The organism is Geodermatophilus sp. SYSU D00691, from assembly GCF_054050275.1.
The window spans coordinates 53,684-69,983 of record NZ_JBJGYZ010000033.1; the positions used below are offsets into that span (position 1 = coordinate 53,684).

General features: G+C 76.2%; 19 protein-coding genes. 4 read left to right on the forward strand and 15 right to left on the reverse strand.

Annotated features, from left to right (window positions below; genetic code table 11):
• The first annotated feature begins 3 nt into the window (after positions 1-3).
• Entirely contained in the window at positions 4-3,204 is a 3,201-nt protein-coding gene (locus ACI797_RS21320) for a BTAD domain-containing putative transcriptional regulator (RefSeq protein ID WP_456861139.1), read from the forward strand.
• On the opposite strand, the gene ACI797_RS21325 is transcribed toward ACI797_RS21320, so the two are convergent.
• From ACI797_RS21325 to ACI797_RS21355, 7 genes are all read right to left on the reverse strand, one after another.
• On the reverse strand, positions 3,205-4,032 hold the full coding sequence (locus ACI797_RS21325; RefSeq protein WP_456861141.1) for an ABC transporter permease: 828 nt from the start codon (positions 4,030-4,032) through the stop codon (positions 3,205-3,207).
• Positions 4,029-4,985 carry an ATP-binding cassette domain-containing protein gene (locus ACI797_RS21330; protein WP_456861143.1) on the reverse strand — a complete coding sequence of 319 codons (957 nt, stop codon included), beginning with the start codon at positions 4,983-4,985 and terminating at the stop codon, positions 4,029-4,031. Before ACI797_RS21330 ends, ACI797_RS21325 begins: the two co-directional genes overlap by 4 nt.
• Before the next feature lie 85 nt (positions 4,986-5,070).
• The gene (locus ACI797_RS21335; RefSeq protein WP_456861145.1) at positions 5,071-5,259 is read right to left on the reverse strand and encodes a hypothetical protein; all 189 of its coding nucleotides are present in this window, start codon (positions 5,257-5,259) and stop codon (positions 5,071-5,073) included.
• A 45-nt stretch (positions 5,260-5,304) separates the two neighbouring features.
• Positions 5,305-6,462, reverse strand: a complete 1,158-nt coding sequence (locus ACI797_RS21340) for an RNA polymerase sigma factor (protein WP_456861147.1) — start codon at positions 6,460-6,462, stop codon at positions 5,305-5,307.
• Positions 6,459-6,866, reverse strand: a complete 408-nt coding sequence (locus ACI797_RS21345) for a YciI family protein (RefSeq protein WP_456861149.1) — start codon at positions 6,864-6,866, stop codon at positions 6,459-6,461. The genes ACI797_RS21340 and ACI797_RS21345 overlap by 4 nt, the downstream gene beginning before the upstream one ends.
• A 121-nt stretch (positions 6,867-6,987) precedes the next feature.
• Positions 6,988-7,830 carry an alpha/beta hydrolase gene (locus ACI797_RS21350; protein WP_456861150.1) on the reverse strand — a complete coding sequence of 281 codons (843 nt, stop codon included), beginning with the start codon at positions 7,828-7,830 and terminating at the stop codon, positions 6,988-6,990.
• A gap of 116 nt (positions 7,831-7,946) precedes the next feature.
• Positions 7,947-8,186 (reverse strand): hypothetical protein, encoded by a 240-nt coding sequence (locus tag ACI797_RS21355; RefSeq protein WP_456861152.1) that lies wholly within the window; start codon positions 8,184-8,186, stop codon positions 7,947-7,949.
• A 101-nt stretch (positions 8,187-8,287) separates the two neighbouring features.
• Between ACI797_RS21355 and ACI797_RS21360 the strand changes: the two genes are divergently transcribed.
• On the forward strand, positions 8,288-8,485 hold the full coding sequence (locus tag ACI797_RS21360) for a hypothetical protein (RefSeq protein WP_456861153.1): 198 nt from the start codon (positions 8,288-8,290) through the stop codon (positions 8,483-8,485).
• A 12-nt stretch (positions 8,486-8,497) separates the two neighbouring features.
• Here the strand turns inward: ACI797_RS21360 and ACI797_RS21365 are convergent, their stop codons facing one another.
• From ACI797_RS21365 to ACI797_RS21400, 8 genes are all read right to left on the reverse strand, one after another.
• Positions 8,498-9,253 (reverse strand): DUF222 domain-containing protein, encoded by a 756-nt coding sequence (locus ACI797_RS21365; RefSeq protein ID WP_456861155.1) that lies wholly within the window; start codon positions 9,251-9,253, stop codon positions 8,498-8,500.
• Between the two features lie 155 nt (positions 9,254-9,408).
• A complete protein-coding gene (locus ACI797_RS21370; protein WP_456861157.1) occupies positions 9,409-9,609 on the reverse strand; it encodes an antitoxin in 201 nt (66 codons plus the stop codon).
• A 5-nt stretch (positions 9,610-9,614) separates the two neighbouring features.
• Positions 9,615-11,090 (reverse strand): hypothetical protein, encoded by a 1,476-nt coding sequence (locus ACI797_RS21375; protein WP_456861159.1) that lies wholly within the window; start codon positions 11,088-11,090, stop codon positions 9,615-9,617.
• The gene (locus ACI797_RS21380) at positions 11,087-11,857 is read right to left on the reverse strand and encodes a crotonase/enoyl-CoA hydratase family protein (protein ID WP_456861161.1); all 771 of its coding nucleotides are present in this window, start codon (positions 11,855-11,857) and stop codon (positions 11,087-11,089) included. The genes ACI797_RS21375 and ACI797_RS21380 overlap by 4 nt, the downstream gene beginning before the upstream one ends.
• A complete protein-coding gene (locus tag ACI797_RS21385; RefSeq protein ID WP_456861163.1) occupies positions 11,854-13,338 on the reverse strand; it encodes a leucyl aminopeptidase in 1,485 nt (494 codons plus the stop codon). The genes ACI797_RS21380 and ACI797_RS21385 overlap by 4 nt, the downstream gene beginning before the upstream one ends.
• An 86-nt stretch (positions 13,339-13,424) precedes the next feature.
• Positions 13,425-13,592, reverse strand: coding sequence for a DUF3117 domain-containing protein (locus ACI797_RS21390; protein WP_091115270.1), 168 nt, complete (start codon positions 13,590-13,592; stop codon positions 13,425-13,427).
• Positions 13,593-13,710: 118 nt separating this feature from the next.
• Positions 13,711-14,265, reverse strand: coding sequence for a DNA-3-methyladenine glycosylase I (locus ACI797_RS21395; protein WP_456861165.1), 555 nt, complete (start codon positions 14,263-14,265; stop codon positions 13,711-13,713).
• Positions 14,266-14,298: 33 nt separating this feature from the next.
• Complete coding sequence (locus ACI797_RS21400; RefSeq protein ID WP_456861166.1) at positions 14,299-15,195, reverse strand: DMT family transporter; 897 nt, start codon at positions 15,193-15,195, stop codon at positions 14,299-14,301.
• A gap of 73 nt (positions 15,196-15,268) precedes the next feature.
• Here ACI797_RS21400 and ACI797_RS21405 point away from each other — a divergent pair, with 73 nt between their 5' ends.
• Together ACI797_RS21405 and ACI797_RS21410 are read left to right on the forward strand one after the other, a co-directional pair.
• On the forward strand, positions 15,269-15,595 hold the full coding sequence (locus tag ACI797_RS21405) for a hypothetical protein (RefSeq protein WP_456542044.1): 327 nt from the start codon (positions 15,269-15,271) through the stop codon (positions 15,593-15,595).
• A gap of 10 nt (positions 15,596-15,605) precedes the next feature.
• Positions 15,606-16,232, forward strand: a complete 627-nt coding sequence (locus ACI797_RS21410; RefSeq protein ID WP_456861168.1) for a LysE family translocator — start codon at positions 15,606-15,608, stop codon at positions 16,230-16,232.
• Positions 16,233-16,300 lie beyond the last annotated feature (68 nt).

Below are 16,300 nucleotides of genomic sequence, written 5' to 3' on the forward strand. Positions count from 1 at the left end.
GGCGTGCAGGTCGCATACCTGGGGCCGCTCGAGGTCCGCGACGGCGGGCGGATCGTCCCGGTGCCCGGCGCCCGCCTGCAGCAGCTGCTGACCGCGCTGGCGCTGCAGCCCGGCCGCTGGGTCTCCGCGGGCGCGCTCGCCGAGGCGGTGTGGGGCGGGGACTCCCCCGCCGACCCGGCCAACAGCCTGCAGTCGCTGGTCTCCCGGCTGCGCCGGGCCCTGGGCCGGCCGGAGCTCGTCGAGCAGTCCGCCGCCGGGTACCGGCTGGCGGTCGCGCCGGAGGACGTCGACGCCGTCCGGTTCGAGCGGCTGGTCGCCGAGAGCCGCCGGCTGCGGGCCGCCGGGAACGCGGCCGCGACGGCCGCCGTGCTGGCGGAGGCGGCCGCGCTGTGGCGCGGCACCCCGCTGCCGGGCGACGACTCCCCGGAGGCGGCCGGCCGGCGGGCGGCGCTGGACGACCTGCGGCTGGAGGTGGTGCTCGAGCAGGCCCGCCTCGCGCGGGGCGACGGTCGCGCCGCCGAGGTGGTGCCGCTGCTGGAGGAGCTGGCGGCCGCCCACCCGCTGCGCGAGGACCTCGCCGGCGCGCTGGTCGACGCCCTCGCCGCCGCCGGCCGGCCGGCCGAGGCGCTGGCGGTGTACGAGCGGGTGCGCGCCACGCTGGCCGACGCGCTCGGCACCGACCCGTCGCCGGCGCTGCGCGCCCGGCACCTGGAGCTGCTGCGGGCGGCCGACCGGCCCGCGGAGGTGCCCACGAACCTGCGGGCCGCGGTCACCAGCTTCGTCGGCCGGGAGGACGACGTCCGCGCGGTGCGGGAGCGGCTGGCCGCCGGGCGGCTGGTGACCGTGGTCGGCACGGGCGGCTCCGGCAAGACCCGCCTGGCCGGCGAGGTCGCCGCGCGGGTGGCCGCCGCCCCGGAGGTGCCCACGCCCGACGGCGTGTGGCTGGTCGAGCTGGCGCCGGTCACCGAGCCGAGCGGCGTCTGGCAGGCGGTGCTCGACGGCCTCGGCGTGCGCGAGATCGTCCTCCCCGACCCGGTGACGGAGTACCAGCGGCGCGACCCCCGCGAGCGGCTGCTGGAGCGGCTGTGGACGGCGACGTGCCTGCTGGTCGTCGACAACTGCGAGCACCTCGTGGACGCCGCCGCCGAGGTGGTCGCGGAGGTCCTCGGCCGCTGCCCCGGTGTGCGGGTGCTGGCCACCAGCCGCGAGCCGCTGGCGATCGAGGGCGAGCTGCTCCACCCGCTCGGGCCGCTGGCCGTGCCGCCCGAGGGCGCGCCCGCCGCCGAGGCGGGGGCCAGCCCGGCGGTGCGCCTGCTGCTGGACCGGGCGCGGGCGGTCGACCCCGGCGTCGGGCTGGACGACGCCGTGGTGGAGATCGTGCGCCGGCTCGACGGGCTGCCGCTGGCCATCGAGCTGGCCGCCGCCCGGCTGCGGGTCCTCTCCCCCGCCGAGGTGGCCGAGCGGCTGGCCGACCGGTTCCGGCTGCTCACCGGCGGACGGCGCACCGCGACCCCGCGGCACCGCACGCTGCGCGCCGTCGTCGAGTGGAGCTGGGACCTGCTGACCCCGCTGGAGCGCGAGGTCGCCGAGCACTTCTCGGTCTTCGCCGCGGGGGCCACCGAGGAGGCGGTCGCGGCCGTCGCACCGAGCTGGCGGGACGGCGGCGCGGCGGGTGACCTGTCCGACGTCCTGCACGCGCTGGTGGACAAGTCGCTGCTGATCGCCGCCCGCACGGCCGACGGCACGCGGTTCCGCATGCTCGAGACGCTGCGCGAGTACGGCGCCGAGCGGCTGGCCGAGAAGGGCGTGGTCACCGCGGCCCGGACGGCGCACGCGGACCGGTTCCGCGCCGTGGTCCGGCGGCAGGACGCCCGGCTGCGCGGGCCCGAGCAGCTCGACGCGCTGCGCGTGCTCGACACCGAGCGCGACGACGTCCTGGCGGCGCTGCGGTTCCTCGGCGACACGGGGGACGCGGCCGCCGCCGTCGAGCTCGTCGTCCACCTCGGCTGGTACTGGCTGCTGCGGGAGAGCGGGCAGGAGGCCACCCGCTGGACGACCTTCGCCCTCGCCGTCCCCGGTGCGCGGGAGGCGCCCGACGGCGTGCTGGTCGAGGCGCTGCAGGCGCTGCTCGGGTTCACCGTCGACAACCACCCCAGCGATCTGCGCGCCAGGCGGGACCAGTTCGCCGCGCTGGCCGACCGGCTGGGGTCGTCGGGGCACGGGCACCCGGCGGCCAAGGTGGTGCGGCCGCTCCTGCTGTTCATGGGCGAGCAGCGGGACCGCGCCGACGCCGCCCTCGACGAGGCGCTGGGCGACCCGGAACCGTGGGTGCGCGCGGCGGGCCGGCTCGCGCGGCTGGCCTACGCGGAGAACGACGGGGACATCGACCTCATGCGCCGCGACGCCGACGCCGGCGTGGCCGAGTGGGAGGCGATCGGCGACCGCTGGGGGCTGGCCGCGCTGCTGTCGGCCCGGGGGCAGGTGCGCACCGTGGACGGGGACCTGCGCGGGGCGGCGGAGGACTACGAGCGGGCGCAGGCATGCATCCGGTCGCTGGGCTCGGAGACGTCCGACGACCTGCTGGTCACCATGCGGCTGGCCGACCTGCGGCTGCGGGCCGGCGACGTCGAGGGAGCGCGGCGGCACCTCGACGCGATGCGGGCGCAGAACCGCTTCCGGTCGGGCGAGCTGCTGCACGGCGTCCTCGTGGCGGCCACCGAGGGCGCGATCGCGGTCGCGGCGGAGGACGAGGCCGGGGTGCGGGCGGCGTACTCCTGGCTGCACGCGCGGCTGTGCGGGCTCGACGACCCGTCGCTGCTCGACGCGCACAGCGGGGCGATCGGGCACGGGACGGCCGCCGCGCTCGGGCTCCGGCTGGGGGAGGTCGACGAGGCGGTCGAGCACCTGCGGGTGGGCTACCGGCACGCGCTGCTGACCGGGGACCGGCCGATCGTCGCCTCGGTGGGGTTGTCCACCGCCCTGCTGGCCCGGGCGCTCGGCCGGCACCGCGAGGCCGCGGTCGCCTTCGGCGCCGCCACCCGGCTGCGCGGCGCCGAGGACCCGACCAGCTCGGCGGTCACCGAGCTGGTCGGGTCCCTGCGCGCGGCTCTCGGGGACGGGTACGAGGTCGCCTACGCCGAGGGGCGGGCGCTGGACGCCGACGCCGCCACCGCGGCCCTCGACCCCGACCGGCTCACCGGCTGATCACGCCCGGCGGCGGTAGGCGCGGACCGCCAGCGGCATGAACACCACCAGCAGGCCGGCCATCCAGACCAGCGTCCAGAGCAGGTTCTCCGCGACCGGACCGCCGACCATGAGCCCGCGGACGGCGCTGACCAGGTGGCTGATCGGGTTGACCTCGACGAAGGCCTGCAGCCAGCCGGGCATGGTCTCGGTGGAGACGAACACGTTGCTGCCGAACGCCAGCGGGAAGATCAGCAGGAACATGATGCCCTGCACCGCGCCGGGGGTCCGGGCGATCATCCCGATGTAGACCGAGATCCAGCCGAAGCAGAGCGCGAAGCCCATCGACAGCGCCAGCGAGGCCAGGACGCCGGCCCAGCTCGTCGGCTCGAAGCCCATCAGCGTGCCGACGCCGATCATGACGGCGAACAGGACCAGGTAGCGGACCAGGTCGGCCAGCACCGCGCCGATCAGCGGGGCGGAGCGGCCGATGGGCAGCGACCGGAACCGGTCGAAGACGCCCTTCTCGATGTCGCTGTTGAGGTTCTGGCCGAGCGAGACGCTGGCCATGGCGATCGTCTGCCCGAGCAGGCCCGGGAGCAGGAACTGCAGGTAGTCCTCCTGCGAGCCGCCGGCGATGGCACCGCCGAACACGTAGGTGAACAGGGCCAGGAAGATGATCGGCTGCAGCGTGACGTCGACCAGGGCCTCGGGCGTGCGCCAGGTCTTGATCAGGCTGCGGCGGGCGAGCACGCGGGCCTGCCGCCAGAGGGTGCTGGTGGCCGGGGCGCCGCCGTCGGCGAGCGGTGCCGGCCGGGCGGTGCCGGCGGGTGCGGTGGTGAGGGTCATGCCGCCTCCTCGGGGGTCTCGTCGGTGGGCCGGCCGGTGAGGGTGAAGAAGACCTCGTCCAGGCTCGGCAGGTGCAGGGAGAGCTCGCTGACCGGGATGCCGGCGGCCTGCAGCCGGCCCACCAGCTCGGGCAGCAGCGAGTCGTCGTCCACCCGGCAGGTGAGCTCGCCGCGGTTGCTGACCTCGGGCACCGACCGGGTGAGCTCCGCGAGCAACCGGCGGACGTCGTCGACGCGGGCGGCGTCGACGGGCCGGACGCGCAGCCGCTGACCGCCGACGTGGTGCTTGAGGCCGTCGGGGGTGTCGTGCGCGATGACGCGGCCGTGGTCGATGACGGTGATCTCGTCGGCGAGGGCGTCGGCCTCCTCCAGGTACTGCGTGGTCAGCAGCACCGTGGCGCCGTCGGCCACGACGCGGCGGACGACGTCCCACATCTCCTCGCGCTTGGCGGGGTCGAGGCCGGTGGTGGGCTCGTCGAGGAAGATCACCGACGGCCGGCCGACCAGGCTGGCGGCGAGGTCGAGGCGGCGGCGCATGCCGCCGCTGTAGGTCTTCGCCACCCGGCCGGCTGCCTCGGTGAGGTCGAACCAGTCGAGCAGCTCGGCGGCGCGGGCGCGCGCCTCGACGGTGCGCAGGCCGAGCAGCTGGCCGATGAGCAGCAGGTTCTGGGTGCCGGTGAGGTCCTCGTCGACCGAGGCGTACTGACCGGTGAGGCCGATGCGCGCGCGGACCTCGGCCGGCTGCGCCAGGACGTCGAAGCCGCCGACGCGGGCGGTGCCGGCGTCGGGGCGCAGCAGGGTGGCGAGCACCCGGACGGCGGTGGTCTTGCCGGCGCCGTTGGGTCCCAGGACGCCGAGCACGGTGCCCTCGCGGGCGGCCAGGTCGACGCCGGCCAGCGCCTGCGTGTCGCCGAAGCGCTTGGTGAGGCCCTCGGCCTCGATCCCGTAGGTCATGGATGTCTCCCTTCGTCGGCGTCGACGATGGGAGAGGGCGCTGGCGCCGGGCGCACACGGCGCTGACACGGCCCGGCGGGCGGGATCAGCGCCTGTCAGCGGGCCCGTCGTCCGGCGGGGCCTCGTCGTCCTCGTCGTCCCGCGGCGGACCCTTGACCAGGGTCCGCCCGTGCTCGCCGACCGGCCCGCGGTCGAGCCAGACGAGGCCGCCGAGGACCGCCGCGAGCAGGAGCAGGCCCAGGACGATCGCGCCGACCATGTCCAGCGTCTGCACGCGTCCGAGGGTGCGCCCCTCGCCGTGCGGCGTCGAGCCGGTGCGTCAGCGGCCGCGGGCGGCGTTGAGCCGGGCGGCCTGGCGGGTGAGGTGGTCGCGCTCGGCGAGGTTGGGCGCCTGCTGCGCGGCCTCGGCGTACAGCCGGGCCGCCGTCGCCAGGTCGCCGTCGCGCTCGTGGAGGTAGGCCGCGACCGCGGTGTGGCGGGGCAGCGAGTCGTCCAGCGCCGCGAGCGCCGCCAGGCCGGCGCGCGGTCCGTCGGCCTCGCCGACGGCGACCGCGCGGTTGAGTCGGACGACGGGGCTGTCGGTCAGCTTCGCGAGCTCGTCGTACCACTCGACGATCTGCACCCAGTCGGTCTCCTCGGCGGTGCGCGCGTCGGCGTGGAGCGCCGCGACGGCGGCCTGGGCCTGGAACTCGCCGAGCCGGTCGCAGGCGAGCGCGGCCTGCAGGATCTCGACGCCCTCCGCGATGAGCGCCGTGTCCCAGCGGTCGCGGTCCTGCTCGGCGAGCGGCACGAGGCTGCCGTCGGGCCCGGTGCGGGCGGCGCGGCGGGCGTGGTGGAGCAGCATGAGGGCGAGCAGCCCCGCCACCTCGGGGTGGTCGATCGCGGCCGCGAGCTGCCGGGTGAGCCGGATCGCCTCGGCGGCGAGGTCGACGTCGCCGGAGTAGCCCTCGTTGAAGACCAGGTAGAGGACGCGCAGCACGGTGGCGACGTCGCCGGGCCGGTCGAAGCGGACGTCGGAGACGGTGCGCTTGGCGCGGCTGATGCGCTGGGCCATGGTCGCCTCGGGCACCAGGTAGGCCTGGGCGATCTGGCGGGTGGTCAGCCCGCCGACGGCGCGCAGCGTGAGCGCGACCGCCGACGACGGCGTGAGGGACGGGTGGGCGCAGAGGAAGTACAGCTGGAGCGTGTCGTCGGCGCCCGACACGGGGCCGGGCGCCGGCTCCTCGTCGACGAGGTCCTCGCGCCGGCGGCGGGCGGTGTCGGCACGGGTGGCGTCGAGGAACCGGCGCCAGGCGACGGTGACCAGCCAGCCCTTCGGGTCGCGCGGCGGGTCGGTCGGCCAGACCCGGACCGCCTCGACCAGCGCGTCCTGCACGGCATCCTCGGCCGCCGCGAAGTCTGCGCCGCGGCGGACGAGGATGCCGAGGACCTCCGGCGTGAGCGTCCGGAGCAGGACGTCGTCCAACGCGGTGGTCACTCCGTGATGGTGGGCGGCTCGGTGAGGAAGGGCCGCACCTCGAGCCACTCGTGGATCGGCTGGCCGCCAGCGCCAGGAGCGGCGGACAGCTCGCCGGCCAGCTCGACGGCGCGCTCGTGGCTGTCGACGTCGATGATCATCCAGCCCGCGATCAGGTCCTTGGTCTCGGCGAACGGGCCGTCGGTGACCGGCGGGCGCCCCTCGCCGTCGTAGCGGACCCAGCTGCCCTCGGGGGCGAGCGCCTGGCCGTCGACGAACTCCCCGGTGCCCTCGAGCTTGGCCGCGAAGTCGTTCATGTACTGGACGTGGGCCGAGATCTCCTCCGGCGTCCACTTGTCCATCGGGACGTCGTTCACCGCCGCCGGGGCGCCGCGGTAGTGCTTGAGCAGCAGGTACTTGGCCATCGTGGTTCTCCTCGGTGCTGGTTGCGGCCCATCCTGACCGCGTGCACCCCGGGGACGGAGCCGTTCCTGCGTTCTCGACATCGCCGCTCGAGATCCTCCCGGATTTTCCGGCCGGCGGCCCTCAGGTGAACCGCTTGACGAAGTCGAGCGCCGTCTGGGCGACCTCGCGCCAGCCGTGGTCGATCGTGAGCGAGTGGCCGCGGTTCGGGAGCTTCACGATCTCGGTCACCCCCGGGTTGCGCTTCTGCAGCTTGTAGGCGGCGTTCGCGATCGCCCACGGGATCGTGTGGTCCTTCTCGCCCTCGATGATGAGCAGGGGGCCGCGGTCGGGGTTCTTCGTGTCCACCCGCGCCTCGGTCCACGGGTTGAGGTTGGCGTTGCCCATCTGCACGAGGGAGATGCCGGAGCCGGCGACGTGGTACGTCTCGTACAGCTCCTTCGCCTCCTGCTCGTCGAGGGCGTTCGCCCAGCCGTACCTGAACTGGTCGTAGGTGAGCGTGAGGGCGCGGCGGCGCGTGCGGGGGTCGACCAGGAACGGGCCCACGCCCTTGAGCACCGACAGCGGCAGCGGCAGGACGCCGCGGAAGACCCCCGGGTCGATGGCCACCGTGACGGCTGCGAGGCCCCGGCCCGCCAGCACCTGCGCCAGCAGGCCACCGGTCGAGTGGCCCATGACGACGGGCTTCCGGTCCAGGGCCTCGATGACCTCGGTGGTGTGGTCGGCGACCTGCTTCAAGGTCTTCCCGGCCACGACCTCCGGCTCGGCCCGGGCGTCGGCGACCGTCTCCGGGTCGTCCGGCCAGTCCGGCGTCAGCGGTGCGTAGCCGGCCTCCTCGTAGAAGGTCACCCAGTTGGCCCAGCTGCTCGGCAGCAGCCAGAGGCCGTGGATGAGGACGACGGGGACGTTGCCCGAGGCGTTGGCCGCCTGGATCTCCCGGTTCTCCCGCTCGGACATCGAGGCCATGGCGATCTCCCCTCCGGTCAGGTGGAGTCGGGACGGACAGTGTCCCGATCCGCGCGATCGACGGCCAGGGATCGGTGCACGCCTCCGGGCCCGGCGACCCGACGGGTGCGGGATCGCTAGAACGGTGGTGGGTCGTCGCCGGGCTCGGCCGGCGGTGGCTCGGGCCGGGGTGGTCGTCGGCGCATGCCCGGCGGGTGGGTGATCCGGGTGATGCCGGTCGGGGTGGTGACGTGCAGGGTGCCGTACGGGTCGAGCACGAAGGTCCAGCCGTTGGCGAAGGTCTTCAGCCGGTGGTGGGTGCGGCACAGGCAGCACAGGTTGGCGCAGGCGGTGGGCCCGCCGGCGGCGTGCGGCACGACGTGGTCGTGATCGGCCCAGCCGGCGCGGCGCGGGCACAGCGGCCAGCGGCAGCCGCGGTCCCGGGTGTCACGAACCGGCGCTGTCTGTCGGTGGGGGCGTGCCGGTCCACCGCCGGCGGCGGGTCCAGCCCCTCCCCGCGGCGGACCAGCCGCCGCAGCTCGGCGGCGGTGACCGCACCGAGCAGCCGGCCGTCGGCGTCGGTGAGCGCGAACGCCAACTCGCCACCCTCGGGAGTGGTGAGGCCGAGCGCGCCGATGCGGCGGAGCAGCTCGGCTGGCCAGGTGCGCCGGGGTGATCGCCTGCCCGTTCACCCGCGCGGGCGCTGTCGAGGTGCCCTCCAGGATGCCAGCGAGGCGGTGATCAGCAGGCGGGCGCGGGCGCCGAGCAGGCCGGCGGCCGCGCCCCGGGCCAGGAGGGAGTACATCGCGGCGCGGAGCTGCCCGCTCGGCCGGGTATCGCCGTCGGCCTCGGCGGCCTCGTCGGCGGGCAGCCGCGCGCCGAGGTTGACCATGCCGTCCCCGGCCGGCTCGGCGAACACGTCGGCGTCCCGCTGCGCCCGCGCCCGGTTCTCCTCCGCCGCCTGCGGGTCCAGTGCCAGCAGCACCGCGAGGATGGGCGACCTCAGCCCGGCGAACGTCAGCTGCGGCGCCTCGGGCAGCACGAGCGCCTCCACCCGGCGGGCCAGCGCCGGGTCGGTGTGCACCAGGGTGTCGGCCAGGATCTGCCCGCGGCGCTCGTCCAGCTCACCGCGGGACAGGGCACGCAGGGTCGACGGCAGGCTGGCGCGCCAGGTGACCGCCCGCCGCATCCGGTGCGCCGCCGTGCCCGGGCTGACGTTCACCACCGCCCCGAGATGGGACGGGGCGAACTCGCTCACCCCCGCAAACTCCTGCTCCGACACCCGCCACAACCGCGACCGGGCGCCCGGCGTGCCCGGTTGCGGGTCGTCGGTGTCGGGTTCGTGCTCGGCGCACCGGGCGATCAGCGCCGCCTCGCGGGCGGCGGCCCGGGCCCGGTCGCGGTCGATCCGCTGCAGCTCGGCGGCGGCCTGCTCCTGGGTCATCCACCCACCGGCAGCCGCGGGCTGGGCTCGGGCAGCACCCGTACCAGTCCACCAGCAAGCCCTCCGGCACGGAGGTGCCCGCGATCCGCTGCATGCCCGCAAGCTACGCAGCGGGTACGACAGTTCCAGACCGCTGACCAGCGCGGATGACTGATTCAGCGCCGGTCGTCGTCCTTCTTGCCGACGTGCTCGTCGGCGAACTCCCGCGCCTTGGCGATCTGGTCGGCGTGCTTGCCGCCGGTCTTCTCGTCGAGGAACGCGGCCGCCTTGTCGAGGACGTCGTCGCTCTTCTTCTCGCCCTCGTCGCTGTCGAGGCGGTCGGTCAGCTGCTTGCCGAGCTTTCCGAAGTCGACCATCGCGCTCACCCCCGAGCCGAACCGTAGCCCAGCAGCGCGGCGAGTCCGAGCGCGCTGCGCGCGGCGTACGGCATGCGCCACAGGCCGCCGTGCACCGCGTCGTGCGCCTCGTCCTGCCACGGGTGCTCGTGCGCCGGCCCGCCACCGGTGTGCAGGTCGTGCACCAGCAGCGCCGCCATGAGCACGTTCGACGTCGACGGCTCGAACACCTCGACCCCGAACCGGTGCGCCCCGGCGTAGGCCGCGGCGAGCGCGCGGTTCTTCACCACCGACCGCGTCCGGGTGGGCGGGGCGACGTTCATCGACACCGTCGCGCCGGCCGCCCGCGCCGTCGTCGCGCGCCACCGCTGCAGCCGCTTGGCCAGTGCGTAGTTCGGGCCCTGCTGCGCGACCAGCACGTCGCTGATCCCCGGGTCGGCGCCGGGCACGTAGGCACGGCGCAGCAGCCGGCCCGCCGACAGCGTGCGCAGCGGCCGCGACACCAGCTTGGCGCGCCCCGACCGGCCGTCGTAGGCGCGCACCGAGTGGGCGACGGCCTCGGCCGGGACGGCGAACACGTCGGTGGGCGTCGCCAGGAAGGCCAGCGCGGTCGAGGGGTTCGCCTCCTGGATCCGCAGCGTCAGCGCGTCGACCGCCACCGACACCCGCACGTTGGCCGCGCCGTCGGCGTACACGTAGTTGCCGAGCACCGGCGTCCCCGGCAGGCCGGCCAGCCAGTCCCCCACCGCCGGCACCTCGGTGACCAGGTCGGCGCCGGCGTGTCCGGCCACCTGGCGGTCGTCGGGGTCGCCGCCGGAGGTGACCGGCAGCAGCAGCGTGCCGGCGTTGCGCCGCGCGGTCTCGACCACCCGCTGCCACAGCGGCGGCCGCGGCAGGTCGACGCCGGCCACCCGCGCGCCCCAGCGCAGCAGCGACGGCAGCGGGCCCATCTCGGCGCCGGCCCCGAGGACGGCGACGGTGTGGTCGGGCAGCCGCAGCCACTCCGGGTGCCCCACGACCGCCCGCACCGCCTCGGCCGCCGACGGCTCGAGCACCCCCGCCTCGGTCCACGCGTCCAGCCGGCGCAGCAGGTCGTCGCCGCGCAGCCGCGTGCCGCCGTAGGGCAGCGAGAACTCCTCCTCGCGGCTGCCGGTGCCGTGCACCTCGACGGTGTCGAGCGTCCGCGGCGACGACGTGGCCGCCCAGCGGTCGAGCGCGGTCTCCTCGCCGTCGGGCAGGACGACGCACATCCGCTCGTGCAGGGACGTCAACCCCGCCGCGGCGATCGTCCGGGCGGCGTCGCCGGAGGCCAGCCCCGCCTCGACCAGCCGCCGGAAGTGCACGAGGTAGCCCGCGCGCCAGTTGGTCTCCTGCTCGGCGGCCAGCGCGCCGGCCGGGTCGACCGGCCGCAGCGCGTCGGCCACCACCGCCCGCCCCAGCGCGGCGGTGCTCCGCCGTCCGTCCGGCCCGGCCGGGAAGACGACGCCGGTGTCGTCAGTCATGCGACTCCCTCTCCGTGGCGTCCCTCGCCGGCGGCGAACCGCGCCGCCCCGGGCAGCGCGTCGACGGCGAGGGCGACCTGCCCGTGGCGGAACTCGTTGGCCAGCGCCGCGACCTCGTCGAGGCCCTCCTGCTCGAGCAGCGAGGCGCGGTCGCCGCGCAGGCAGGTCTGCGGGAACGCGGCGAGCTGCCGGGCCAGCCCCTGCGCGGCGCCGAGCGCCTCGCCCGCCGGGACGACCCGGTTGGCCAGACCGATGGCGAGCGCCTCGGCCGCGTCGACCGGACGGCCGGTGAGCACCAGGTCCATCGCCCGGCTCGCGCCGATCAGCCGCGGCAGCCGCACCGTGCCGCCGTCGATCAGCGGCACGCCCCACCGCCGGCAGAAGACGCCGAACACCGCCGTCTCGTCGGCGACCCGCAGGTCGCACCACAGCGCCAGCTCCAGCCCGCCGGCGACGGCGTGCCCGGCGACCGCCGCGATCACCGGCTTGGACAGCCGCAGCCGGGTCGGCCCCATCGGCCCGTCGCCGTCGGGCCCGGTGCGGTTGCCGGTGGGCGTGCCGACCGCGCGCAGGTCGGCCCCGGCGCAGAACGTGCCGCCCTCGCCGTGCAGCACGGCCACCGCCGCGCCGTCGTCGGCGTCGAACGCCCGGAACGCGTCGGCCAGCGCCGCCGCGGTCGGCCCGTCGACGGCGTTGCGGGCGTGCGGCCGCGACAGCCGCACCGTGGTGACCGGCCCGTCGCGCTCGACGGTGACGGCGTCGGTCATGCGGCCGGCGCCCCCGCCTCGAGCCAGCGCAGCAGCGTGCGCACGCCGTAGCCGGTGCCGCCCTTGGCGATCTCGCCGTCGTCGGAGCCGGCCCGCGCGGTGCCGGCGACGTCGAGGTGCGCCCAGGGCAGGTCGCCGGCGAACGGCCGGAGGAACAGCGCCGCGGTGCTGCTGCCCGGGTTGCCCGGCGCGTTGTTCGCGTCGGCGACCGCGCTCTCCAGCAGGTCGACGTGCTCCTCGGGCAGCGGCATCCGCCACATCGCCTCGCCGGCGTGCCCGCCGGCCGTGGTCAGCGCCTCGGCCAGCCCGTCGGAGTTCGTGAACAGCCCCGCGGTCCTCGCGCCCAGCGCGATCCGGATCGCCCCGGTGAGCGTCGCGACGTCGACCAGCGCGGTGGCGCCGAGCTCGAGCCGCGCGTAGGCCAACCCGTCGGCGAGCACCATGCGCCCCTCGGCGTCGGTGTTGAGCACCTCCGTCGTCCGCCCGCCGACGTGCCGGACGACGTCGGCCGGCCGGTACGACGACCCGGACACCGCGTTCTCGGCCGCGGGGACGACGGCGGTGACCGCCACCGGCAGCCGCAGCCGGGCGGCCGCGTCGACGGCGGCGAGCACGGCGGCGCCCCCCGCCATGTCGGTCTTCATCTCGCGCATGCCGGCGTTGGGCTTGATCGACAGCCCGCCGGTGTCGTAGGTGATGCCCTTGCCGACCAGCACCGGGTGGGCCGCGGGGGCGCCCGCGGGGCGGTAGGACGCCACCACCACGCACGGCGGCGTGGCCGAGCCGCCGCCGACCGCCAGCACCCCGCCGAAACCGCCGGCGCGCAGGTCGTCGGCGTCGAGCACGTGCACGGTGACGCCGTCCAGGCCGGCCAGCCGCTCCCCCGCCTCGGCGGCGAGCCAGCCGGGGTTCTTGGTGTTGCTCGGGGTGTTGACCAGGTCGCGCGCCCAGGCGACCGCCTCGGCGGCGACCTGCCCGGCGCGGGCGGCGGCGACCACGGCCGGGTCGTCGGCGTCGGTGGCCACCACGACCACCTCCGGCAGCCGCGGCGGGTGCGGCTTCGAGGTCTCGCGGAAGCGGTAGCTCGCCAGCAGCGCGGCCTCGACGGCGACGCGCACCTCGTCGGCACCGGCCGGCGCGACGGTCGTGTCCAGCGGCAGGACGAGCCGGCGGGCGCCGTGCTCGGCGAGGGTCTGCGCGCGCCGGACCGCGGCGGCGGCGTAGCCGCGCACGTCGGGCAGCGTGGCGTCGCCGACGCCGACCGCGACGACCGAGCGCGGCCGGCGGCCGGGCACGGGCACGTCGGTGAGGCCGCCGGGCTTGCCGCCGTTGCCGGTGTCGGCCAGCACGCCGGCGAGGAACCCGCGGTCGACGTCGGCCGGCAGCCACGCCGGCAGCGCGCCGCGCGCCCCCACCGGGACGGCGAGGACGTCGTCCCCGGTCAGGGCCGGGAGGGAGCTCTGGACCTCGACCCGCGGCAACGGCGCGGCCCCGGTCGCCGGAGTACCGGCGGCCGGGGCCGTGTCGTCCTGCGCGGGGCTGCCCGGGGGCAGGCTCGCGGAGGGAGTCAGCTGGTCGCGCCCTTCAGTGCCTCGGACAGCGCCTGCGCCTCGTCCGGCGACAGCTCGACGACCAGGCGACCGCCGCCTTCGAGCGGTACGCGCATGACCAGCCCACGGCCCTCCTTGGTGACTTCGAGGGGACCCTCACCCGTGCGCGGCTTCATGGCCGCCATGCGTGCCTCCTTCGCCGGCCGTCCGCGTCTCCCTCCTGGGAGAGCGGGCGGCGTCCGTCGCTGCAGTGCTCCGGGTCAATGATCCCGTATCGGGAGCTTCCGTCCAACACGAGCCCCCTCACGGGGTCGCCCGGAAGCAGGACGCCACGTGGTCGTCGACCATGCCCGTGGCCTGCATGAGCGCGTAGGCGGTGGTCGGCCCGACGAAGACGAAGCCCCGCTTCTTGAGCTCCTTGGCCATCGCGGTGGACTCCGGGCTGGTCGCCGGGACGTCGACCAGTGTGGCCGGACGCGGCCGCGGAGCGGACGGCGCGAACGACCACAGCAGCGCGTCGAGGCCCTCGGGCAGCTCCCGGGCGGCGCGGGCGTTGCGGACGGCGGCGGTGATCTTCGCGCGGTTGCGGACGATGCCCGCGTCGGCCATCAGCCGCGCCTCGTCGTCCTCGGTGAACTCCGCGACGGCGGCGATGTCGAAGCCGGCGAACGCGGCGCGGAACGCCGGGCGCTTGCGCAGGATGGTGATCCACGACAGGCCCGACTGGAACGCCTCGAGGCAGAGCCGCTCGAAGAGGGCGTCGTCGCCGTGCAGCGTCGTCCCCCACTCCTGGTCGTGGTAGGCCACGTACTCCGGGGTGCTCGTCGCCCAGGCGCAGCGCTCTCGTCCGTCGTCCACGCCGGGCACGCTAACCAGGGGGTGCGACGGGACTCAGGACACCGCCGCCTCCACCGGCTCGGCGACCGGCCGGGGCGCGTTGCGCCGGGTGGCCAGCACGCAGCCCACCAGCACCAGCGGCAGGCCGAGGGCGATGCCGAGGGTGAACGGCTCGTCGAGCAGCAGCACGCCGAGCAGGACGGCGACCGCCGGGTTGACGAACGTGATGACCAGCGCCCGCTGCGGCCCGACCTCGCGGATGAGCAGGAAGAACACCGCCAGCGCCAGCGCGGTGCAGACGACGCCGAGCGCGACCACCGACAGCAGGGCCGACGGCGGCGCGGCCACCGCCTCGCCCAGCTGCGGGACGGCGAAGGGCGCGTAGACGGCCGCGGTGACGGTCAGCGCGATCGCGCTGGCCGCGACGCCGGGCACCTCCGGGAGCCGGCGGCTGACGATCATCGGCGCGACCGCGTAGAAGACGACGACGAAGGCGACCGCGACGATCGGCAGCAGGTGCGCGCCGCCGACGTCCAGGCCGAGCAGCGCGACGATGCCGACCACGCCGATGGCCATGCCGAGCAGCCGGACGGGGGTCAGCCGGTCCTCGTCGCCGACCACCCGCGCCGCGACGGCGGCGACGAAGGGCACGGTGGCGATGAGCAGCCCGGTGAGCGAGCTGGTCAGGGTCTGCTCGGCGTAGGAGAGCAGCAGCCAGGGCGCGGTCATCTCCAGCACGGTGAAGGCGAGCAGCGGCTTCCAGTGCCGCAGCGCCGGGCGGACCCAGCCCTTCGCCAGCGCCCACGGCAGCAGCAGCGCGGCGCCGACGACGCACCGGCCGAACACGACCATGACCGGCGAGAGCTCCTCCACGGCCACCTTGATCAGCAGGTACGGCACGCCCCAGATGACCGACATGGCGACGAACAGGACCCAGCCCCGACGACTCACGGGCCCGATCCTGCCAACCGGGAGGCCGGGTCCACGTTGCGCATTCCTGCCGGAAAGCGCTGGGATCGTGCCCGTGGACCCCGAACAGCGCTTCGCCGCCCTGGTGGAGGCCCTGTCCACCCGGCCGGGCGTCGGGCCCCCGGGCTCGAGCGGGCGGCGGGGGTTCGGCTCGGCCGCCCTCACCGTGCACGGCTCGATCTTCGCGATGGTGGTGGGGGGCGCGGTGGTGCTGAAGCTGCCGCGGCACCGGGTGGAGGGCCTGGTCGCGGCGGGGACCGGGCTGCCGTTCGCCGCGGCCAACGGCACCCCGATGCGCGAGTGGGTGGCCCTCGACCACGGCACCCCGGAGTCCGACCTGGCCCTGGCCGAGGAGGCGCTGGCGTTCGTCGGGGGCTCCTAGGCTGGTCACCGTGGACTGGCCGGCCTACGCCTCCTTCGTCGTCCTCGCGACGCTGCTGGTCCTCGTGCCCGGCGCCGACTTCACCGTCGTCGTCCGCAACGCGCTCGTCGGCGGCCGGTGGCGCGGCTGGTGGTCCGCGGCCGGCGTCGCCAGCTCCAACGTCGTCCAGGGCGCGGCCGCGGCGGCCGGGCTGGCGGCGGTCATCGTCGCCGTCGAGCCGCTGTTCCAGGCCATCCGCTGGGCCGGCATCGCCTACCTGGTCTGGCTCGCCGTCCAGGCGTTGCGCTCGGCGGTGCGCGGCGTCTACCCCGACAGCCCCGACGAGCCGCCCGCCTCGGGTGCGGCGCTCGCCGGCTGGCGGCAGGGCTGCCTCTCCAACATCACCAACCCGAAAGTGCTGGTCTTCTACCTGGCGGTGCTGCCCCAGTTCCTCGGCCCGGACGCCCCGGTGTGGTCCCTGCTGCTGTACGCGGTGACGCACGCGGCGCTCAGCCTGGCCTGGCTGGTCCTGCTGGTGGCCGTCATCGCGCGGGCGCGGCGCTGGCTGGCCCGCCGGCGGGTGCGCCGGTCGCTGGACGCCGTGACCGGCGTCGCCCTGCTCGGGTTCGGCGCCCGGCTGGCCACCGAGCGCACCTGACGGTGGTTGGGGGGGGGGGGGGGGGGGGGGGGGGGGGGGGGGGGGGGGGGGGGGGCGGGGGGGGGGGG